Here is a 23,957-nt window from a genome sequence, read left to right as displayed (position 1 = left end):
TTCTAATTAATTATTTTTTAATAACCGTAATCATTTACCAACAGACCGTTACTTCCATCAATAAAGACTTGCCATATTGGCCAAAATTGTCTATTGTCTGGATTTACACCTTGCTTATAAAGAGAATTTATTATATCATCTTCTAAATTATCCCAACCAAAGGCTGAATATTCTGCTCCTTGATCTACGTCTTCATTCCTATTTAATCCATATACCTCAAGAGTTTCTCCATCATCTTGGTATTTATAATATAAAGTTGAAGGCACATTGGCATATTCACCCGTACGATTCTTTAAATTAAACATCTTAACCTTAGCTTCTTCAAGATTAGCACCAAGTAAATTCCATCGAATTAAGTTTTGTTTACGTATCATCTCACCAGTAAATTCATATAAGTACTCATCTACAATTGCATTGAACATATCTTCTGTACTGGTTAAAGCATTTACATAATTATCCACCTTTTCTGTATGAAGTTCAGAAGGAAAAGCTCTTATACGAATTTGTTTTAGATATGGTGCAGCTGCACCTGCCCCTTGTAATTCATTTGCAGCTTCGGCAGCTATTAAAAGCACCTCTGCATAACGCATATAAATCTTATTTACACCATCATCGTTGGTTGAGGTTACATAACGATCCATCCATTCATAACGATATTTACCAAAATACCAAGTGTCTAAGTTTACTAATTCTTGTTTCGCAATACCTTCAATTGGATTACCCCATTGATAAGGAATACAAGACACATCTCTACGACTATCCTCTTCATCAAAATCATAAAACACCGTTGGCAGGGGACCAGCAATACCTCCTCTAGCCTGGCCTGTATGCTGATCTACTCCACGATGTCTTACGGCAAAAGAGAATAACACTCTACCACGACCAGCCGAAAAAGGAATTTCCCATAGAGACTCTTTACCTGCTGTTAAGACCTCTTTATTATAGTTTTTCCAAAACGTTTCAAAGGAAGGTTCTAATGAAGCACTACCACTTCCAATAACATCTGTAGCTTCATTTAATGCTAAAGTGTACATGTTTTGAACTGAAAGTTCGGGATCAGTACTTCTTCTAACACCATCAGGATATTGTTGAAAACCACTAGCAACCATAGCTAAACGCGCTCTGAGACTTTTTACAAAAGCTTTGTTAATACGTTCCACAGAATTTGTAGCAGAAGTTTCATTTGGCCATGCCACTAACGTCGATGCTTCTCCCAAATCTGCAATGATTTGTTTATAAATTATATCTCTATTAGATTTTTCGATATATATAGTTTCTGAATTAATAGGCTCAAAACGCGCAGGAACATCACCCCAAGCTTTCATTAAGTCTGCATAGTAAATAGCTCTTAAAGTTAGTGCTTCCCCTAATAATTGTCCAAGTTCGGTACCAGGTAGTGGATTTCCAAAATTCCGTAATCCTCTAATACAAATATTTGCACGTTCAACACCTAAAAACATCATGGCCCAAGCATTATTTGATGAATTCATTTGAGAATTATTTGGCTTAGCATCATAAATCATAAGTTCACCTTGAGAACTACCAGGTTCATCAGAACTGTAGTTCCATTCTGTATCCGAATTAAATCCATAGAAAGGAATAAAACGTCCTCTATAAGAATTGGTTTGACCAAACGGTTCCATTATACCATCAACGGCTCCTTTAGCTAAGCCCGGTGTGGAAAATATAATTGACTCATCTAGAGTTGACTGTGCTGGCGCGTCTAAAAAATCTTCCTCAAACTCTTGACATGAGTTTAACATTCCAGCTAATATAATTCCTGAAATTATAATTATTTTTTTCATCTTTTAAAAAATGTTTAATTTAAAAATTTAGGTTTAATCCAAAAATGACTTGTCTACTTCTCGGGTATGGAGAATAATCCACACCTGGAGTAAGAGGCGTTTTTCTTCTTGTAGAAACCTCTGGGTCTAATCCGGAATAATTAGTAATAATGAAAACATTATTCGCTGTTACATATAATCTTAATTTAGAAATACCGAAATCAGATAGAGCTGAATCAGGAAGAGAATAGCCAAGAGTTAGTGTATTTAATCTCAAAAAAGAACCATCTTCAACTGCCCAATCACTAAAGACAAAGTTCTGCATAAAAGGAGACCATGTTGTCGTATTAGCATTGAGTGCTTCTAACTGTACAGGATCCGTAACCAACTGCCCAGTAGAAGGATCTAAATTTGTCCATCTCGTACCATCACTCATATCAGTACTTAGATTTCTGTACTGTCCGTTTTGGTTTGACGTATTAAACTCAATTTTATTAGCATTGTAGATATCATTTCCAACACTCCAGTTAAATGCAGCAGAAAGATCAAAACCATAAGCACGGGCACTCAAAACCATACCTCCTGTATGCTTGGGATTTGCATTACCAATTACTTTTTGGTCATTTACATCTACAATACCGTCAGGTACTCCTTCAGGACCGCTAATATCTCTTAATTTCATAGAGCCTGGCATCACGTTACCGATAACGGCACTGTTGTCTGCGACACCATCTATTAAAGTATATTCTCCAGTGTTTGAATCATAATTAAAATCAGACACTTCATATCGTCCATTACTTTGGTATCCGTACATTAAACCAATTGGCTGTCCGACTTTAATAAAATAATCATTTCCTATTTGAGTAGATGCCCAATTGGTGTTTGTTCCAAAATCCTCCATTACACCAAGTGAATTAATACGATTTTTATTAACACCTATATTGAAAGAGATATTTAATCCATAATTCTCCTTTTCTATTGCCCCAATATTTAAAGAGGCCTCAAAACCAGTATTTTGAATTTCCCCCATGTTTCTATATTGACTATCATAACCAGTTCCTGGTGTTGGAAATCTAATTAATAAATCTTGGGTAACATTCTTATATACATCAAAAGCCCCGCTTACACTCCCACCGAATAAACTATAATCTAAACCAAGGTTTTGAGAAACTGTTGTTTCCCACTTTAAATCGGGATTAGCCAAAATATTTGCAGCAGACCAGTAGTTATCAATATCATTTAAATAGGAAGTCGTTGATGATTCAAAGTTTTGAACCGTCTGCCCTGCGGGAATATTATTATTACCTGCTTGACCATAACTTAATCTCAACTTCAATAAATTTAACCAATCTGTATCAGCAAGAAATTCTTCTTCTGATATTTTCCATGCCGCAGCGGCAGAAGGAAAATAGCCCCAACGATTATCTCCTAAGAATTTACTAGAGCCATCAATACGATACGTTGCAGTAAATAAATAGCGATTTTTATAATCGTAGTTAACGCGACCAAAAAACGATAACAATTTATCTTCTGGACTGTAAAAATTGTCGACAGATAAAGGTACACCTTGAGTCGTCAGATTAATGGTGGTGCCAAAAGCAAAATCTCTTGGAAAACCTTGGATTTCGCTTGTAATTCTATTGTCTTTAGAAACAATAATTTCTTGTCCTAATAAAAGTTTAAGACCATGGTCATCACCCATAATGTTTTTAAAATCATAGTTCAGCGTATTAGCGTTTCTAAAACTTTCTCTTTTTCTGTCTTTAATAAGTAGTGCTGGCAAACCTTGGTTTTCGGCTGCTGGCCTGTTGTTTGCGTAGTAAGTAGATCTTCCATAAAAGCGATAATCTAAGTCATTCCTTTTATTTAATCCTAAATCAGTTTTAAACTGAAGATTATCCACTATTTTCCAAGAAAAACTTCCTAACATATTAAAGTTTTCACCTAATTTTTTTCGTTGATTATCGTCTACAGCAACAAACGGATTTACTAAATAGCTCGAAAGCGCTTCATCTGTGTTTGTTGTTGTTAATCCCGGAAGTGGTATCGGAGAATAACCAACACTATGTCTAAGTCGAGCATCTGCAGATGAAACTTCATCTTGTTCGTTAGCTCCACCTCCATTCACTTCTGTATCGGAATAACGGATCGTAAATGATAAATCTATTTTATCGCTGACTTTACTTTTGAGCGCCAATGACAGATTACTTCTCTTAAAGTCCGAACCAATCATAATGGCTTTTTCATCATAAAGTGCATAGTTAAAATTAAAATTAATTTTTTCAGAACCACCTCTTATAGCTAAGTCTCGACTATTTACCTCACCTGTTCTACCATAGATTTGCTTTTGCCAGTTATTTCCTTTCATACCAACATACTGATCATAATCTTGATAGAGTCCAAAATATTGTTCGTAACTCTGCGGCTGTTCGTCAAGTAGAGCGTATTCGTATTGCCATTTAACATAATCCTGAGGACTAAGAACATCTATAGTATTAGCAATTTGTTTCACACCATAGAAGGTATTAAAATTGACTGAAATTTTTCCTTCCTTACCACTTTTTGTAGTAACAATAACAACCCCATTTGCTCCTCGAGAACCATAAATCGCAGTTGATGAAGCATCTTTTAAAACGGTAAGACTTTCTATATCTGTAGGGGAGATATCACTTAAGCTATTAACAGGAAAACCATCAACAATAATTAGTGGTGAGCTATCTTGCGTTAAAGATCCTGAACCACGTACTCTAATTTGAATATCGGAGTCGGGTGAACCTTCACTAGATAATACTTGAACACCAGCCAAACGCCCTGTTAATGTTTCAGCTACATTAGAAATACCTTGTTCTTTTAAATCCTCACCTCCTATAGAAACTACAGAGCCTGTTAAATCAGATTTACGTGATGTTCCATAACCAATAACAACCACTTCTTCCAACGATTCTGAGCTTGGTATTAGCACAACGTTTAGTCTTGATTGGCCATCAACTTTTATTTCTTGAGTTGCATATCCAATATATGAAAATGTCAAAACAACATTCGGTCCGGAAATATTTAATGAATAGTTACCATCAAAATCAGTAGAAGTACCGATGGAAGTTCCTTTTACAAATACAGATACACCAGGAATAGGTGAACCCATATCTTCCGCAGTTACCGTACCACTTATAGTGTTGTTCTGAGCAAAAGAAATTGTACTACTAAAAACAAATAATGAAAACAGCATTAACGACATAGATTTTATGGATGAAAATCCATTTGTTTTCCGTTCAATGGAATGGAAAAACAAAAAACCAGTTAGATTATTACACATGAATTATAGAGTTAGTTTATAAATTATTTAAAATGTAATCGATTGCACAAATTTATCGTAAATTTTTAAATACACAAATTTTTGTTAATATTTTTTTTATTTAGTGAAAAATTTAACATTAAAATGATTTTAATTCAAACGCAAAAAGTTTTCACCTTTTATGAATTTATTAGCAGTTAATACATTTTTACATATATTTGTAATCGATTACATTACGTAATGTTTATGATTTATCTGGTATTAAAATGATTCTAATGAAAAAATCAATCCTATTAATTCTCGCCCTATTTTTTACTTCCATAAATTATGGTCAAAATTATTATCTGTCTACTCCTGAGGGTTATGGTCAAGCAACTACAGGTGGTGGAAACGTTACTCCAGTTACAGTTAGTACCTATTCAGATTTCAAGGCTAAAATTAAACTATCTACCCCACAGGTCATTTTAGTCTCAGGTACAATAATTATTGCATCAGGTCAAAATATTAGTGAGATAGTTACAAATAAAACCATAATAGGGTTACCAGGTGCCAGACTCGTAAACAATTCACAAACACAATCGGGTTCTGGCATTTTAAATTTAAAGAACGGATCTAATAATGTCATCATAAGAAACTTAATTTTCGAAGGAGCTGGGGCCTATGATGTTGACGGTCGAGATAATCTAACAGCCAATGGTTGCACTAACCTATGGGTAGATCATTGTGAATTCCAAGATGGAGTAGATGGTAATTTCGATATAAAAGGAAATTCAGATAATATCACAGTTTCATGGTGTAAGTTCACTTATCTAAAACCAGCTGTTCCAGGTGGTCCTGGTGGCTCAAATGATCATAGGTTCTCAAATTTGGTAGGCTCAAGCGACTCTCAAGCTCCAGCAGACGGACATTATAGTGTTACTTTTCAAAACTGTTATTGGGCCGAAGGTTGTAAAGAAAGAATGCCAAGAGCACGTAATTCTCAACTTCATATACTGAACTGTTATTACAATACGAATGTTTCTAGTTCGAGAGCTCTTGGATTTAGTGGTGGATTAAACAATTTATCATGCTATGTTGAAAATTCAGATTTTGCAAACATTGGCACAGTGTATCAAAGTTATGGTGGCACAGTTACTTTAGAATTTGATAATTGCATAAATGGAGTATCTAATATTGGTACAGTCCCTCAACCTACATATACTTATAGTGTAATTCCTGTTAGTGATGTCTCTACAAATATTCCAAATGTAAATTGTGGTGCTGGAGCCACATTACAAGTTACAAGCTCTGGTGAAATGTCTTCTAGTTGTGACAATCTTGGAATAGAAGATGCTATTTTCTCAAAGGTTAAATATTATCCAACTATAGTAAAAGATGCATTAAGCATTGAATTTTCATTAGAAAACTATTATGAAGCTAAGTTTTCGTTGTACACCGTTCATGGAAAAAACATAATGAATAAATCAATATCAACACAAAACACACCGAATAATAAAACAGTTATAGATTTAAGTCAATATACTAAAGGCATTTATTTTGTTCAGCTTCAAATTCAAAACAACACTAAGACCTTTAAGATAATTAAAAAATAATTTGAAACTTTCTGAATATCAATAAATTTAAAGTAACTATGAAAATTTTCACATATTTCCTGTTAAATAACTGATTACTAAACATAATATTAACCTTCGTTTTTATTTATGCCTTTTAATTTTAAAACTTATGTAATCGATTACATTACTTGGTATTTAATTAATTCAATTTTGTAATTGGTTGTTTTTATTAAAAAAAAGACTTCCCAAAACAGTATAACCTACGTTGCTTTAGTTAACGATTACAAGACTATATATAAACTTTAAATAAACGCAAACGATGAAAAAACTTTCCTATTTCGCAATGTTTGCCTTGCTATTTTTTCGATTTATGGCAAATGGGCAAACAACTATTACCTATAATTTGGGCGATGAATCAACTTTCTCAAATACAGGAGTTCAATGGGTTCCTGTAACCTCTACAACAAGTTCTGATGGTAAATTAAGAACACAAGCAGCAACTAGTTTCTGGCATAGTAGTAATTATGGCGTTGCTTTTCAAGATGGTAATTCTTTAGAAATAGATGTGGATGGCATAAGCACCATTCGTTTTTATGGCTCAGAATACAGCTCTGGAACCATGGATGGAGGAACATCTATAGGAATTAATGATCTAGGGACAATGGACGTTGATATGGATGCATATCTTGACATGGTTGACCAAACAGGTTATTATGAATTTGTATATACAGGTAGTCCAACCACTTTATTTTTTACCTTTAGCGGTAGTAATGCTTATACTCCTGCTATTGATGTAATATCACCAACATCTTCATACAATTTAGGTGACCAATCAACTTTTACAAACACAGGAGTTCAATGGGATCCTGTAACTTCAACAACAAGTCCAGATGGTAAAATAAGAACACAAGCGGCTACAAGTTTCTGGCATAGTAGTGGTTATGGTGTTGCTTTTCAAGATGGTAATTCTTTAGAAATAAATGTTGAAGGAGGAAGTTGTACTGTTCGTTTTTATGGCTCAGAATATAGTTCTGGTACTATGGATGGTGGTACAGCGATTGGTGGTAATCAATTAGGAACAATTGACGTCGATATGGATGCACATCCTAATATGGCTGACCAAACTGGATATTATGAATTTAATTATGCCGGTGGTCCAACGACTCTGTATTTTACATTTAGTGGATCAAATGCTTATACTCCAGCTATTGATGTAACATCTCTAGAGAGTACAATTATTAAAACAGATGTCTGGGATTTCGCTGCAGAGCAATTAGACGAAGTTCTGTATAACAATATGTTGACAGAAACAGATATCAACGCTTGGTATGATGGTTCTATTACACCTGGCACTTCAGGTAATGTAATGCCTTCAGCATGGACAGCAGGTGATTTGTCTTGGTTAGGAGGAACAAATGATCGCTTAAGAACCGCAAATACTAACTTAACACGCTATGATGAAAATACAAGTGGTATTGCTGACCATTCGGGGAGAATTTATGTTAATGCGGCAGGCGCAACAGGGCGTTATATGAGTTTAACTCTAAATGAAGATGATGAAGTTACTGTAATGATGCTAACACAATCTGGTACAGGAAATGTTCATTTTCAATATACTGCAGACCCTGCAATACAAGATGATGTAGTTGCTGTAGGTGGTGACCTGCAAACGGTTAATTTCGTAGCAAAAGAAGCTGGTGAGTATCATATCTTTGATGAAGTTGATAAACCAAGTTACTACAGAATACTAAGAAAAGAGGCGCAATATCTATCATTAAGCGGAACAGTTGACGAAACATTTGCTGCTGGTATTCCTAGTGGATACTCTATAGTGTTTACCAATGAAGCTGGTAAAGCATTTCCAGCAGTGGTTTCTAGTGCAACTTACACAATCGATTTACCAGCAGAGTATACTTATAATCTTAGCCTAGGTGATGCCAATGGCTATATAATAACTAATGGATTGAGTTTAGATGCAACTGAAGAAACAACAACTTATGATGTTGTGGTAGCACAAGTAGATATTTATAACGTTAGTGGTAATATTACTGGGTTAACAGACCTAACAGATGTTACATTACAATACACACCAAATGCTGGAGCAGGAACAGTTTACAATCCTATTGTTACAATAGACGAAATTTCCTCTACTTACAGTGTAGATATTGAAGCAGGAATTGAATACACAATAACTGCAGAAGGGGTAAATGATTATGAAATTTTAGCAAATACAATTACCATAGGTACAGCTGACGAAATAGCAGACGTTGTTTTTTCTGCAAAACCTTTATACAATGTAGTTATCAATGCTAATGGATTAGATGGAACACAACAAAATGAATTAAACCTAACATTTACAAACAATAACGAAGAAGGTTATTCGTATAGTTTTACCGATATCACAACAGTAGCATTACGCGACGGAATCTATACAGTTTCTTACGATGGCATTGATGCTTATCCAGTAAGGTTAGCATTAACTTCAAATCTAAATGTTCTGGGTTCAGATACTTCAAAAGATTTAACTTTTAACCCAATTACTGAATGGACATTTAATGATCAAGTTATCAATGCTGCTTCAGCATACGAAGGGCTTTTATTTACAGGAAATACTAATGTTAGAGGAACTAATGGAGATTTAAATGCAAGCTCAGGATCTACAATCGCTATTCCTGTTTCTGTTGGCGATAAGGTAATTATTACCGATTATTACGCTTCGGATTATTCTGTTGAAGGAGGTCCAGCAGTAACTAATACTTCTAATAGTACGAGTACAAATGTGGTATATGAATACATATATCTAGGAGCAACAGATGGTGTGGTTAATATAGCTGTTAATTCAACTTCATATTTTGTATCATTTCAAGTCGTAGCAATTGAAGCTTATAGTTCAATGTTAACAGTTGGTGTAAATAAAGATTATCAAACTATAAACGGTGCTTTAGATGCAATTTCTCGAATGGATCGTCCTAATGACGAACCAGTAACAGTTATGATTGACCCAGGGAATTATGAAGAAATGTTAGTTATTAATAGCAATAATGTAACCTTAAAAAATGCAGCTTCAAATCCAAGTATTGCTATATTCAATGCAGGTGTAGATATTGATGCCAACGCAGTGAGAGTTACTTCTTACTACGGACAGAAATATAATTTCTATAGTCAAGGAACTAATAACAAATGGAATGCTGAAGTTTTAGCTGTGAATACAGAAAATGGACATACCGATTACATAAATCAAGAAGGAACAGGAGGAGGTTCTTCTTATTGGAATGCGACCGTTGTGATTACCGCTCAAAATGTTACAGTAGAAGACATCATTTTAGAAAACTCTTTTAATCAGTATATCTCTTTAAAAGAGTCTCAAGACATAGTTAAAGCAAAAGCTGCAAGTGAGCCAACAAGACCAACTAATTTTGGTAATACAGCTGTACAGGATCGATCAGCCGGCTATGTTACACAAGCTGCTGCGATTGGTATTGCTGCCAGTGCAGACAGAGTTATTTTAGACCAATGTAGAGTTATTGGCCGTCAAGATTCTTTTTACGGAGCTCAAGGTGCAAGAGTAGCTATTTATAAAGGAGATATGATGGGAGCCGTTGATTATATTTTTGGAGGTATGACAGCTGTATTTTATCAATCCAATTTTGTATTAAACACAAGTGATCACAGTAGTGATGCCGCATATATTACTGCAGCACAACAAACTACAGAAAGAGGATTTTTAATGTATGAGTGTAATGTTAAGTCTCCTATTCCAGGAGTTGAAACGGCTTCAACTTATGGTTCTAAGCCTGGCTACTTTGGTCGTCCATGGGCACCAAATACAAGTGAGGTTGTATTTTATAATACAACGATAGATGAATCTACTTACCCTGGTTCAGAAGGATTGTCTTTAATATCACCTGAAGGCTGGACTAGCTCTCTTGGAGGAGAATCTTCAATGATGTACGAATATGGGACTATTGAAAATGCTTCTGGTGTTGATAATTCAGAAACACGCGCACCATGGTCAACAGTTCTGGATAGTCCTACTTTAACAGATGGTAAAGCTATTAATACTTTTAACTTTACTAAAGGAGCGGATGATTGGGATCCGTTTCCGGAATTGCTTTCTGTAAATGATTATGATAATTTAGAATCGTCTGTTATAATTAAAGCTTATAATCAAAAGCTTCACTTTTCTAATATAACATCAAAAACACATATTGAGGTTTACAACATAACTGGAGCTTTAGTTGCTAACCTAGATACTGTGAGTGATACTTCTATTGATATTGCCGATGGTATATGGATTGTTAAAATACAGGCCAATGACGGTAATAAAGTGGTAAAGTTGATTTCACATTATCGATTTTAGTCTAAAAACAACTAAGTACAAAGATCATCTGTCAAACAGATGATCTTTTTTAATACTTTTTTAATAAATACTTATTTTATTTTAAAAAAATCCTTAAATTTGTAATCGATTACAATTACGTAATAATCTAACCTTAAAATATTTACAACATGAAAAAAAAATTACTTTTATTGGTTTTACCAATGTTGCTTTTTTTGGCTACTTTACAAGCTCAAACTAAAGTTTGGGATTTTGGGGGGGATCCAACTTACACGAGTCCTGAACAAATTGCATTGTGGCCTGTAGTTGCTTTTAACGCAGCTGAAGGTGCTACAGTAGAGAAAGACAATCTCTTTTTAGTGGGAGATAGTAGTGGTGATAAATTTGGTCAAATTGAAAATGCAGGTGGAGCTACTTGGGATACTGGTACGCCTGATGAATATACATCAATTAACCGTTTTAAATTTAACGGAGGTTCTGCACCAGTTGATTTTCTACCAAGTTATAGCTATATGTATTTTCCTGTATCTGGACCCGTTGATGTAAAAATTTGGTTTAGATCTGGTAGTAGCAGTGATACTGAACGTATTCTTTATATATCAGACGGCACTACTTTATTGAATTCTTTTCAAGCTGTAGGTAATGGTGATCCAGAAACCATAACAGCTAGTTATACTGGTACTGGTGGAAACATTTATATTTATGATTCAAATTCTTTTAACCTTTATAAAATTGAAGTAACAGGAGCAGGAGCAGATGTGCTAAGCATTAATAATATTGATACAGCTATAAATACAAGTGTAAAATCAGCTAATGATAGAATTTACATCTCTAATGTAACTTCTAACACGGAGGTTAATATCTATAGCATTACAGGTGCTTTGGTAAAGACAGTAAACACAAATACTGATCTTGATTTTAGTTTTAATTCAGGTTTATATTTCGCTAGAGTTACAACTTTAGAAGGCCAGAAATCCGTTAAATTATTAGTGCAATAATAGATTAAGAAATTCATCCTTTTTCTAAAACAAAAGCAGTAGAACGTAAAACCTCCTACTGCTTTTTTATGCTTTAAAATGAAGAAGTATCGATTTCTTTAAGTCTTAGAAAAAACTTATTTTTTTAAAAACTTTTTAGTTACTACTCCTCTATTTGTCTTAAGTGTTATAAAATAACTTCCACTTTCTAAATTAGTCAAATCAACAACTCTTAAATCCTTTTTAATAGTTTGTATTACTGTTCCTATAACGTTATATATAGTTATCTTTTCTATTGTAGAATTAGGTAAGTAAATATTCAATAAATTTGCGATTGGGTTGGGATAAACTTTCAATTTTTGTAGTGGCGAAAGATCTTCAATACCTAGCGCAAATTCACTTTTAATGTAATATAAATTGGCGACATTTCCTTTTGTAATACTATGATTTCCTGAAGGAATATTTGTTAAGGTGAGAACTCCATCAGTCGCAGAATATGTAACACCATCAAGTTTTATGTTTCCACTAAAAGCAGGATCAAATACCAATGTTAAAGTTGAAATAGAAGTTGTTGTGTAAGAAATATTTGTAGACGACTCAATCTTCAGCCTTTCTGTTAATATTAAACCATCATAAATTGTACTTCCTGGATTTGAATTCATATTTGCTCCCGTAAATGAATAAAAACCACTATTTAGACCAGACGCTGTAAAATTGTGTATTTCATCTCCATTGGGAAGGCCATTAATTGATACACTTCCAGAAGCTGTTACTGATGAACCAGCTGAGCCATTAGTCGTAATTGAAAAATTTACATTCGATGTGGGAGTTCCTGATACAGTTATAGTTTGCGCAATTGTGTTTTTAGTATATACAATACCCGAAGCAGGTAATCCTATTACAGAAACATCGGTAGCGTCTCCTCCCCAAGTAAAAATCATATCTTCAATAGCATTTCCACTATCAACTGATTGGTCATTATTATCTGGAACGGTTAAAGTCTGTGTACTTCCCGTACCTAAAGTATCACCTTGAATCGACACTAAATTCGATGTATAGGAAGTTAAAAGGCCTAATAGTCCAGTATTTATAGCATAGGAGGTATCATCATCAGGAGCATCAAAAGTCCAATTTATATCTCCACCACTCAATCTTCCTGAATACTGTATCACATTATTTTTTGCTACAATAGGACTATCAACTGTTAAAGAACTTATATATAGTGATGGGTCTGTATCAAAATTATTATAAGTATTGCCTCCTTGAAAAGATGAAATGTTACTTTCAATATTTTCATCACGTGTTGTTGCTACATAAGCATCAAATTGAGTAGGATAATTTACAGCATCATAAGCTACAAATCGTGTTTCTCCGCTCATATCATTATTAAATGCTTTTATTACTCCTCCATCTTCACCAGAAAAAGTTCCATTAGATCCGTTAAAGATATCTGTTCCTTGTTGCGATGTCAGCATAGGATATTTACAATTACGAAAAAAATTCCCTTCTAAAAACAAGGAAGAACCTTCAGTAGAACCAGAGCCATATTTTGCATTTCCATCAAAATAGTTATTGTAAACATGAGCCGAATAAAATCGAACTCGTGGATGACGAGAATCTGAATGGTCATACCAATTATGGTGATATGTAATATATAATTCCGTAGTAGTATTTTCACTTAAACCCAACAAATTACTTTTTCCGGTATCCCAAAAATGATTGTAAGACATTGTAACATATGTAGATCGTTTACAATCCAATGCTCCATCTCCTTTTGCTTGGTCAGCATCACCACCTGAAGCTCCATAAAATAAATCACAATTATGAACCCAAACATATTCATTGTCTTGTTGTAGACCTATATTATCACCTTCATTTGCATTGGTAAGCATAAAACCAAGATTTCGAACCTCTATATTTGTTCCTCTTTTAATGCGCAGTCCCCAACCATTTACAAGTGCGTCGTTGCCTACCCCTTCAAAAGTTATAGAGCCGTTGTTATTATTTTCATTTTCAATAACAACATCTCCATTTAACATATAATCTAAATCAGTAATGTTGCCTATCAATCGAACGGCCAATGGACGATCATCATCCCCTTTTTTAAAGCCATCTAAAATGGTTTGAAGTCCTACACATGGATTTGTTGTAGCACCTATAACATTCAACGATATTGTGTTTTTTGAGTTTTCCGTTATATAAATTACAACAGCATTCGCTTTAAGTGTACCATCGAGATTATAAGCACCAGGAACATGACCATTGCTATGTGCAAAACCATTTCTGTCGTGAGCAGTAACGGTAACACTGTTTGATACCGCAGCTGGACCTTCAATATTTGCGATAACAGGAACAACCTTAAGTATGTAATTACCTGTAGATAAACCTAATACGTCTGCCCGATAGTAACTACCATAACTACGGATAAGCTGTGTATCAATGATTTGATCCGTTAGTCCACCTCCTGTATAATAAACATTGTAGCTATCTACTCCATCTTCAGGTAACCACTCTACAAAAGCCGATTCTAACCAACCCGACGACTCTGTTATAGTTACTGCCTGTGCATTCAATTGTAGCCCCACTAGACATAAGGATAAATAAAGTAATATTTTTTTCATATCATATTAATTTTTGATTAAAGATGTAATCGATTACATAAAAGTAGCTATTAATTTGATATATAGTTGTTTTTTATCAATTATTATTTAGTTTCACATGTAATTAATTAAAAACATTGAATCTCTAGAATTGAGATGTTTATATTTTCATACCTTAATTTTCTTAGATGGAAAATCTTTTCATTTTAAATTCTAAAAGTTTGGAATATCAAAGTAATTTTTTTAGTTTTGTAATCGATTACATTAATATTTAATTCTCTTTAAATGGTATCAATATTTAGTTTTCAGAATGAAAAAAAAGCTCTAAATTTATTTTCTTCATTTATTTTAATGGTTATAATGCTTATTGCTTTTAGTTCCTGTAAAGAGTCTAAAAAAGAGGATGAAACCATTGCGAGTTCAGAAAAAAGCCCTTGGGATGCAATGAATGCTGTAATAGAAAGTGTTTCTGTTCCTAAATTTCCAGATGCCACTTTTAATATCATGGATTTTGGAGCAAATCCAGATGGCACAACCTTTAATACAGAAGCTTTTAAAACTACCATTGCCGCTTGTGTAGAAAAAGGAGGAGGAATAGTTTTAGTACCTGAAGGCAATTATCTAACAGGAGCGATTCATTTAGATAATAATGTAAACTTACATCTCGAAGAAGGTGCAGAAATTTTATTTAGTACCAACCCAAAAGATTATTACCCGTTAGTTCCAACATCTTATGAAGGTGTTGAGCTTATCAATTACTCACCATTAATTTATGCCAGCAAAAAAAATAATGTCGCTGTTACAGGTAAAGGAACTTTAAATGGTCAGGCAAGTAATGACAATTGGTGGAAATGGTGTGGTAAAGAAGAGTATGGTTGGAAAAAAGGAATGCCGCAACAAAAAGATAGTTTAAACTTACCACGATTAATGGAAATGGGACAAAACGGTACACCTTTAGAAAAACGTGTTTTTGGAGATAGTCATTATTTACGCCCAAATTTTATTGAGTTCTATGAATGCAAAAATGTCCTATTAGAAGGTATTAAAATAACGAATGCACCATTTTGGATTATTCATCCATTTAAATCTAACAATGTAATAGTCGATGGTGTTACGGTTGAAAGCCACGGTCCAAATAATGACGGTTGCGACCCAGAATATTCTAAAAATGTAATCATTAAAAACTGTACGTTTAATACAGGTGACGATTGTATCGCCATAAAAGCTGGTAGAGATGCAGAAGGGAGACGTGTTGGTATTAAAAGCGAAAATATAGTGGTACAAAACTGTAAAATGCTAGATGGCCATGGAGGTGTTGTAATCGGTAGTGAAATGTCTGCTGGGGTACACAACGTTTATGTGGATAATTGCACAATGGATAGTCCTAATTTGGATAGAGCCATTCGTTTAAAAACCAACTCTAGAAGAGGGGGAACTATTGATGGTGTTTATGTTAGAAATGTAAAGATAGGTCAAGTTAAAGAAGCCGTTTTAAAACTAAATATGTTTTATGCAACTTACACCAATCAAACTGGCGAATTTATTCCTGAAATAAAAAATATTTGGTTAGAAAATATTACGGTTAAAAATGGTGGCGAATTTGGAATTTTAGCAAAAGGCTATAAAGAATCACCAATTACAAATGTCACATTAAGAAATGTAAATATAGAAAAAGTAGAAAATGCTTTCTCTTTAGAAAATGTTTCTAATTTAAAACTTATAGATACGTATATTAATGGGGCTTTAATGCAAAGTCCTGCCAAAGAAGAGAATTAGTAGCAGGAATAAAATAGGAGGTATTTTGATTAGTTGTTTAGATTTCAATTCCTATGATAGCCTGATTTACAAAATCAGGCTTATTCTTTAAATAAAAAATAAGAATAGTGTATAAATCAATTTCATATAGCTTCATTTTTTTGTTGAATATATCAACTGTATTTGCTTTTCAATCCATACAGAAAGACACTTCATACACTGTAGCAGGTTCTTATAAAAAATACAAAAAGGATTTTCCGCAAATTGAAATTGTAAAATCGCAACAGTCTCAAAATGTATTTAAAACAAAAAACATTACATACAAAACGTTAGAAAACAGAACTCTTTGTTTGGATGCTTTTATAAATACATCAGAAAATAACCCAGCTGTTATTTTAGTGCATGGAGGCGGATGGAAATCTGGCAATAAGTCTCACATGACACCAATGGCACAACACATTGCTTCTCTAGGTTATTCTTGTTTTGCAGTAGAATATAGATTATCAGACGAAGTCCAATATCCTAAAGGGATTTATGATATAAAACAAGCCATTCAATATATAAAATCTAATGCCAAGCAATTTCATTTAGACACGACGAGAGTCGCTATTTTAGGAACTTCTTCTGGCGCACAAATGGCAACCTTGGTTGGTACAACAAATAACAATCCAAAGTTTGAAGAAAAAACAGAATATTCTACGTCAACGTCTGTCCAAGCCATTGTGAACTTAGATGGTGTTTTGGCTTTTGTTCATCCTAAATCTAGTGAAGGCAAAATGGCTAGTTGGTGGTTAGGAGGTACATCTAAAGAAAAGCCAGAAACATGGAAAGAAGCATCTGCCCTAACCCACACTGATAAAAACACCCCGCCAATTTTATTTATAAGTAGTCAGTATGAGCGTTTTCAAGCAGGACGAGAAGACATGATAAAAATTTTAGATAAACATAATATTTACAGTCAAGTCGAAAACTTTCCAGATAGTCCACACACCTTTTGGTTATTCCATCCTTGGTTTAATGATACTGTAAATTACATCTCAACATTTTTAGATAAAACACTCAAAAAAGATAAAGAATGAAAACACTAAAATTTATAATCGCTTTATGTTTTATGGCATCAGTTACAGCCTGTAAATCTGAGAAAAAAGAAGACATAAAAGAACCGATTAAGCAAACTGAAAAAGTAATTGAAACACCAAAAACCTATGCAGAAATCTCTATTGCACAAGGTGGAGAATGGATTGATGGTACAAGAGGACATGAAGAATATGATGGTGGAACTTCATTCAAAAATATTGAAAAATTTCGAGTTCCAGATAACCACACCGACCATTCTTGGTACATACGTTACGAAGGGCCAGGTTGGGAAAACAATAAAATAGGATATAGGCTCTATTTAGATTGGAGAAATGCCATTGATATTTTCGGAAAAAAAACAGATACTATGGTGTTGTCTAACGTCGGCCAAGATGGTTTCGATTCATATCATGAACCTGAGCCTTGGGGACAAGACATCTTAAAAGTGGGAAGTGGACTTGGCATTGGTTCTTTAGGTCGCTTAGTTGAAGTTGAAGTACTTCACTTTAAAGAAGTCGATTCCACATTTGCTTCTGTACAGAATAATTTAGATGCATCTTCGGTAATTATAAACTATAAAGGATGGAAGACAGGTGACGATAAAATCGATCTAAAATCAACTTTAAGTATTCGTCCAGATCAACGGTACACAAAACACACTATTCAGCCTTCAAAAGCAATCGATGGTATTGTAACAGGAATTATCGATCACGGTGTCAATTATTTTCAGAAAGAAAGTGCTAACAAAAAATGGGCTTACATAGCGACTTATGGTGAGCAAACGTTGGTACCAGACGATTTAGGAATGGCAATTTTTTATGAGATTAAGACCACTTCTGAAGTTAAAAAAGGAAAGTATGATTATTTAATTCAATTTCAACCAACAACAAAACCTGTGTCCTTCTACTTTTTAGGAGCTTGGGAACAAGAAGTGGATGGCATTAAAACAGAGGCCGAATTTTTAACCTATTTAGATGGTTTATTGAATGAATTGAATTCAAATAATGCGCTATAATGAAGATTCTATTAAAAAGTGTAATACTCTTTTGTATGTGTATTAGTTTTCAAACTATCAATGCACAAGACAAAACTTATACCATTGAAGACTGCGTAAATACATTTTCCAAAGATGAAGCTATACCAACAAAAGTCGGCTATCAGTATTGGTTTGCAGATAAAGATTTTTTAGATGGGAGAACACTTAAGTTGAGTGTGGTAGCACCAGGGAAATCTACACACGCCCCACACCAACATCCCGAAGATGAATTCTTTTATGTTTTAGAGGGTACTGCAAAGTTTTATTTAAATGGAAAAGAAGTTGTTGTAGAAGCCAATACAAGTTTGTATTGCCCACCAAATAGTATGCATGGTATTAGTAATGCTGGTGCTATAGAATTAAAATATTTAGTGATTAAGAAATACGAAAAGCAATAAATAGTTAAGATGAAAAATATAACGCTTATTACAATATTAGCTTTAAGTTTTTTTACAAGTTGTAAAGAAGAAAAGAAGCAAGCGGACGTACCAAAACAAGAAATGGAAATTTCTGATTCGTTAAAATGGTCAGAACGTATGGCTTTGTCCGAAATTAAAAGATTTCCAGATCCAACACTTTTAGATTTTAGAGACAAACCAAAATGGAGTTATACACCAGGATTAGTTTTGCAAGCAATGTCTAAGGTTTATGAGCAAATTAACAATCAAAAAATATATGATTATATATATGAGTATCCTGATAGAATGATTGAAAAAAATGGGACTATCAAAACCTACAAAATGTCTAACTACAACTTAGATATGATAAAAGCTGGTGATATCATGTACTATGTGTATAACAAAACTCAAGAGCCTCGTTTTAAAAAAGTAATGGATACACTTCATAAACAATTAGAAGGTCAACCAACAACTTCAGAAGGTGGTTTTTGGCATAAAAAAATATATCCATATCAGATGTGGTTAGATGGTTTATATATGGCTGAACCATTTCATGCTAAATATGCTAAAGACTATATGAGTCCTGTAGAAGCAAACAAGGTTTATGATAAAATTGTTCTACAATTTGACTTAATTGAAAAATACAGTAGAGATTCAGAAACAGGATTGTACTACCATGGTTGGGATGAAAGTAGAGAACAAAAATGGGCTAATAAAGAGACAGGTCTTTCAGAGAATTTTTGGTCTCGTGGCATGGGTTGGTACGGCATGGCATTAGTAGATGTGTTAGATTATTTACCAGAAAATCATCAAGGAAGAGCAAGAATTATTAAATATCTCAATCAATATGCCGAAGCTATCGTAAAATATCAAGATAAAAGTGGTACATGGTTTCAAGTGCTCAATCTACCTGAAAGAGAAGGAAACTACTTAGAAGCCACAGGAACAAGTATGTTTACATATACTTTAGCAAAAGGAGTTAATAAAGGATACTTACCAAACACCTATTTAGAGAATGCGAATAAGGCGTTTCAAGGCACTCTAGATTTATTCATTACCGTTGAAGACAATGGAGTTGTAAATCTTAACAAATGTTGTGGTGTCGCAGGTTTAGGAGGGGATCCATACAGAGATGGCACATTTGAATACTATATTGGAGAAATAATTAGATCTAATGACCCTAAAGGAACAGGCCCCTTTATTATGGCAGCCTTAGAATTAAACAAGTAAAATAAATTTTAAGTCTTTATTCGAGTGATTTTGAAGGAGGAAAAAATCGTATAGAGAACTAAATAATATGAATATGGCTTTAATAAATACAGCATTATGCTCTTTCGGAATGAGTGGATGGGTTTTTCATGGTCCATTTATAGATGTACACCCAGATTTTAATTTATATGCTGTTTTCGAACGTACCAAAAATTTAGCCAAAGAAAACTACTCAAATATTAAAACGTTTCGATCTTTGGAAGAATTGCTTAAAGATGACGTCATAGATTTAGTTATCGTTAACACACCAAATATTACGCATTACGAGTATACAAAAAAGTGTCTTGAAGCGGGTAAACATGTCGTAGTTGAAAAACCATTTACAGTAACTTCAACAGAAGCTAAAGAACTAGTTGCATTAGCAGAAAGGCAAAATGTAAAATTGTCAGTATTTCATAATAGACGATGGGATAGTGATTTTAAAACTGTCAAAAAAGTGATAGAACAAGGCGTTTTAGGAAATATTGTTGAAGCCGAATTTCATTACGATAGATTTGATCCAGAACTAAGCTATAAAATTCATAAAGAAACACCAACCGAAGGTGTTGGTAGTTTGTACGATTTAGGCTCACATATCATAGACCAAGCACTACAATTGTTTGGAATGCCTAACAGTGTTTTTGCTACTCTAGATTCATTCAGAGATAATTCTGAAGTAGGAGATTATTTTGATGTAAAACTGTATTACCATTCACATTACGTATCTCTAAAATCGAGTTATTTTGTTAGAGAACCACTTCCAGCCTATTGTATTCATGGTACCAAAGGGTCGTTTGTAAAATCAAAAGCAGATATACAAGAAACAGAACTTCAAAAGAATTTAAAACCCCACTCAAATAATTGGGGTATAGAACCAGAATCTGAAGGTGGAATACTTCATATTCTGAAAGATGGTGAATTCAAAAAATCATTTGTTAATACAGAACAAGGTAATTATATGACATATTACGATGGGATTTCTGATGCAATACGTAACAATAAACCGCTACCAGTAACAGCAAAAGAAGCAACAGATGTTATAATAATTATCGAAGCTGCAATGAAAAGTAACAAAGAAAAGCGCGTTGTTGATTTATGAGAACTATTTTAATTATCATAAGTCTGTTTTCTGTTTTTAGCCTTTCGGCTCAAGAAAAAACAGTATCTAAAGTTTGGGCTTCCGAGAATGGTAATGGAACTTATACAAATCCAATTTTACATTCAGACTTTTCAGATCCAGATGTCGTTAGAGTTGGAGATGATTACTATATGACAGCTTCTTCTTTTAACGCTTCACCAAGCTTACCTATTTTACATTCAAAAGATTTAGTAAACTGGGAATTGGTCAATTATGCACTTCCAAAACAAGTGCCATTAGAGGTTTTTGACAAACCACAACATGGTAAAGGTGTCTGGGCACCATGTATTAGATATCATAATGAAGAATTTTACATCTATTATCCAGACCCAGATTTTGGAATTTATATGATTAAAACCAAAAATCCAAAGAGCGTTTGGTCAGAACCTGTTTTAGTTAAAGGAGGAAAAGGCCTTATAGACCCAACACCACTATGGGACGACGATGGAAAAGTATATTTAGCATATGCTTTTGCTGGTAGTCGTGCAGGAATTAAAAGCTTATTGGTTATTGCAACAATGAATGAAAATGGCACCAAAACCAATGACGATGAGGTATTAATTATTGATGGTCATAAGAACGAATCTACTATTGAAGGACCAAAATTTTACAAACGAAATGGGTATTACTACATTTTTGCACCAGCAGGAGGAGTTTCTACAGGTTGGCAAACTATCTTAAGATCAAAAACTGTTTATGGACCATATGAAAAGAAAAAGGTTTTACATCAAGGAAACACAGCTATAAATGGTCCGCATCAAGGTGCTTGGGTAACGACACAAACTGGTGAAAATTGGTTTTTTCATTTTCAAGATAAAGATGCTTATGGACGTATCGTTCATTTACAACCTATGACGTGGGAAAACAATTGGCCAGTTATTGGAGTCGACCAAAATAATGATGGTATTGGAGAACCTGTTTTAACATATAAAAAACCAAATGTTGGTAAAACATATCCAATTGTTACACCACCAGATTCTGATGAATTTAATCAACCAAAATTAGGATTACAATGGCAATGGCAGGCAAATCCAGAAGTATATTACGGATTTCCAACAGCAATGGGACATTATACCATGTATTGCAGACCAAAGCCCGAAGATGCTGTTAATCTATATACGATTTCGAATTTATTATTACAAAAATTTCCAGCAGAAGAATTTACAGCAACAACAAAAATGACCTTCAACTCTAGGCACGATAATGAAGAAGTAGGTTTCTTAATTATGGGATTAGATTACAGTTATATTCGATTGAAAAAAGTGGTGGGAAATTTATACTTGTCTCAAGTAATATGTGAAGATGCTAATAAAAATAAAGCCGAAACTGAAAGCGATAAAATTAAAATAGATACAAATACGGTTTATCTTCAAGTTAAAGTTAGTAAAGGTGGAATTTGTGAATTTTTCTACAGTCTAGATAATAAAAAATTCAAATCCATAGGAAAAGCTTTTAAAGCAAGAGAAGGGAGATGGATTGGTTCTAAAATAGGATTTTTGGCACTTCGTGAAGGGATTATAAATGATGCTGGAAGCTTAGATATTGATTGGATAAGATTCAGAAGATGATAAAAGACAAGTCTTTAATAGTGTCTATGCTACTAGCAACGTCGTTAGTTGTGTTGTTTCTCTCATGCGAAACCGATAAGGCTATAAAAGTTCCTTTTAAAGTAGATATCGCCATTTTTAATCAAGATAAAAACGATGATTTAGGGCTTAAAGCCCCTAAAGGAATAGAAACAGTTACTATTTTTAAACCAAATGATTCTACAAATCATTTCAACAATGGAGCTGTGATGACGGTATTTAAAAACACCTTTTATTGTCAATGGCAAAGTTCTTCAAAAGATGAAGACTCTATGGAGACTTGGGTCGCTTATAACCAAAGTGATGATGGAAAAAATTGGTCTGAACCCAAAGTTTTATCTGAAACCTTAGCAAATGGTTACTGTACTTCTGGTGGTTGGTGGAAACATGGTGATACTTTAGTTGCCTATATCAATGAGTGGCCAGATGATGTTATACCTAAAGGAGGATTTACATATTACAAAACGAGTGTTGACGGTGTGAATTGGACAGATAAACAACCAGTCTTAATGGCTAAAGGCACTCCACTGAATGGTGTTTTTGAACAAGACCCTCATGCCTTACCAGACGGTCGTATTGTTGGTGCTGCTCATTTTCAACCTGGATTAATTGCATCTCCAATTTATACCGATGACCCTTTAGGTATCAGGGGTTGGAAACGACCAAAATTTTCTAATAATTCAGTAAAAAATAATGTTTCTCGAGAAATTGAACCCAGTTGGTTCCTACAAGGAAACAATAATTTAGTAATGGTATTTAGAGATCAAAGTAGCTCCTATTATAATTTGGCTTCGGTAAGTAAAGATCGAGGAGAAACATGGTCAATTCCTGTAATTACAAATATGCCAGATTCGAGATCTAAGCAAAGTGCAGGCAATTTTAATAATGGTATAGCGTATATAATTAATAATCCTGTAAATAACAAAACAAGGATGCCTTTAGCGGTTACTTTAAGCGATGAAGGAAAATTATTTAGTACCTCGTATGTCATAAGAAGAGGTGGTAAAGATATTCAATCGTTGCGTTACGAAGGAAAATATAAAAGGTTGGGTTATCATTATCCAAAGTCATTTGTTTGGAAGAACAATCTCTACATATCTTATGCTACAAATAAAGAAGATATTGAATACACCAAAGTACCGTTAACTAGTTTAACTTTAAATTAAAAATGATG

Annotated in this window: 14 protein-coding genes; 11 read left to right on the top strand and 3 right to left on the bottom strand. The window is 33.8% G+C overall.

From position 1 onward, the window contains the following. Nucleotides 1-17 precede the first annotated feature (17 nt). Both BLT80_RS04755 and BLT80_RS04750 read right to left on the bottom strand, forming a co-directional pair. Entirely contained in the window at nucleotides 18-1,805 is a 1,788-nt protein-coding gene (locus BLT80_RS04755; protein ID WP_092466420.1) for a RagB/SusD family nutrient uptake outer membrane protein, read from the bottom strand. Between the two features lie 19 nt (nucleotides 1,806-1,824). Beyond that, on the bottom strand, nucleotides 1,825-5,097 hold the full coding sequence (locus BLT80_RS04750; RefSeq protein ID WP_245710108.1) for a SusC/RagA family TonB-linked outer membrane protein: 3,273 nt from the start codon (nucleotides 5,095-5,097) through the stop codon (nucleotides 1,825-1,827). Between the two features lie 254 nt (nucleotides 5,098-5,351). Between BLT80_RS04750 and BLT80_RS04745 the strand changes: the two genes are divergently transcribed. The 3 genes from BLT80_RS04745 (at nucleotide 5,352) to BLT80_RS04735 (ending at nucleotide 11,966) form a co-directional block, all read left to right on the top strand. Continuing rightward, nucleotides 5,352-6,668, top strand: coding sequence for a pectate lyase family protein (locus tag BLT80_RS04745; RefSeq protein ID WP_092466418.1), 1,317 nt, complete (start codon nucleotides 5,352-5,354; stop codon nucleotides 6,666-6,668). A 280-nt stretch (nucleotides 6,669-6,948) separates the two neighbouring features. After that, a complete protein-coding gene (locus BLT80_RS04740; protein ID WP_092466417.1) occupies nucleotides 6,949-10,989 on the top strand; it encodes a pectinesterase family protein in 4,041 nt (1,346 codons plus the stop codon). A gap of 149 nt (nucleotides 10,990-11,138) precedes the next feature. Further along, the gene (locus tag BLT80_RS04735; RefSeq protein WP_092466416.1) at nucleotides 11,139-11,966 is read left to right on the top strand and encodes a T9SS type A sorting domain-containing protein; all 828 of its coding nucleotides are present in this window, start codon (nucleotides 11,139-11,141) and stop codon (nucleotides 11,964-11,966) included. A gap of 116 nt (nucleotides 11,967-12,082) precedes the next feature. Here BLT80_RS04735 and BLT80_RS04730 read toward each other — a convergent pair whose 3' ends face one another. Continuing rightward, nucleotides 12,083-14,566, bottom strand: coding sequence for a pectate lyase family protein (locus BLT80_RS04730; protein WP_092466415.1), 2,484 nt, complete (start codon nucleotides 14,564-14,566; stop codon nucleotides 12,083-12,085). Nucleotides 14,567-14,830: 264 nt separating this feature from the next. Between BLT80_RS04730 and BLT80_RS04725 the strand changes: the two genes are divergently transcribed. The 8 genes from BLT80_RS04725 (at nucleotide 14,831) to BLT80_RS04690 (ending at nucleotide 23,949) form a co-directional block, all read left to right on the top strand. Next, complete coding sequence (locus tag BLT80_RS04725) at nucleotides 14,831-16,321, top strand: glycoside hydrolase family 28 protein (protein ID WP_245710106.1); 1,491 nt, start codon at nucleotides 14,831-14,833, stop codon at nucleotides 16,319-16,321. Between the two features lie 140 nt (nucleotides 16,322-16,461). Beyond that, the gene (locus BLT80_RS04720; RefSeq protein WP_245710105.1) at nucleotides 16,462-17,379 is read left to right on the top strand and encodes an alpha/beta hydrolase; all 918 of its coding nucleotides are present in this window, start codon (nucleotides 16,462-16,464) and stop codon (nucleotides 17,377-17,379) included. Continuing rightward, nucleotides 17,376-18,392: a DUF4861 family protein gene (locus tag BLT80_RS04715; protein WP_092466414.1), complete on the top strand. Its 1,017-nt coding sequence runs from the start codon at nucleotides 17,376-17,378 to the stop codon at nucleotides 18,390-18,392. The genes BLT80_RS04720 and BLT80_RS04715 overlap by 4 nt, the downstream gene beginning before the upstream one ends. Beyond that, complete coding sequence (locus BLT80_RS04710; RefSeq protein ID WP_092466413.1) at nucleotides 18,392-18,811, top strand: cupin domain-containing protein; 420 nt, start codon at nucleotides 18,392-18,394, stop codon at nucleotides 18,809-18,811. The genes BLT80_RS04715 and BLT80_RS04710 overlap by 1 nt, the downstream gene beginning before the upstream one ends. A gap of 9 nt (nucleotides 18,812-18,820) precedes the next feature. Next, nucleotides 18,821-20,041: a glycoside hydrolase family 88/105 protein gene (locus BLT80_RS04705; RefSeq protein ID WP_092466412.1), complete on the top strand. Its 1,221-nt coding sequence runs from the start codon at nucleotides 18,821-18,823 to the stop codon at nucleotides 20,039-20,041. Nucleotides 20,042-20,114: 73 nt separating this feature from the next. Then, on the top strand, nucleotides 20,115-21,158 hold the full coding sequence (locus tag BLT80_RS04700) for a Gfo/Idh/MocA family oxidoreductase (RefSeq protein WP_092466881.1): 1,044 nt from the start codon (nucleotides 20,115-20,117) through the stop codon (nucleotides 21,156-21,158). After that, the gene (locus BLT80_RS04695) at nucleotides 21,155-22,765 is read left to right on the top strand and encodes a glycoside hydrolase family 43 protein (RefSeq protein ID WP_092466411.1); all 1,611 of its coding nucleotides are present in this window, start codon (nucleotides 21,155-21,157) and stop codon (nucleotides 22,763-22,765) included. The genes BLT80_RS04700 and BLT80_RS04695 overlap by 4 nt, the downstream gene beginning before the upstream one ends. Next, entirely contained in the window at nucleotides 22,762-23,949 is a 1,188-nt protein-coding gene (locus BLT80_RS04690) for a sialidase family protein (RefSeq protein WP_245710102.1), read from the top strand. Before BLT80_RS04695 ends, BLT80_RS04690 begins: the two co-directional genes overlap by 4 nt. The last annotated feature ends 8 nt before the right edge of the window (nucleotides 23,950-23,957 follow it).

Source organism: Winogradskyella thalassocola, assembly GCF_900099995.1.
Classification (GTDB): domain Bacteria; phylum Bacteroidota; class Bacteroidia; order Flavobacteriales; family Flavobacteriaceae; genus Winogradskyella; species Winogradskyella thalassocola.
The sequence above is the reverse complement of the archived record's forward strand: the minus strand, read 5'-3'. Positions and strand labels throughout refer to the sequence as shown.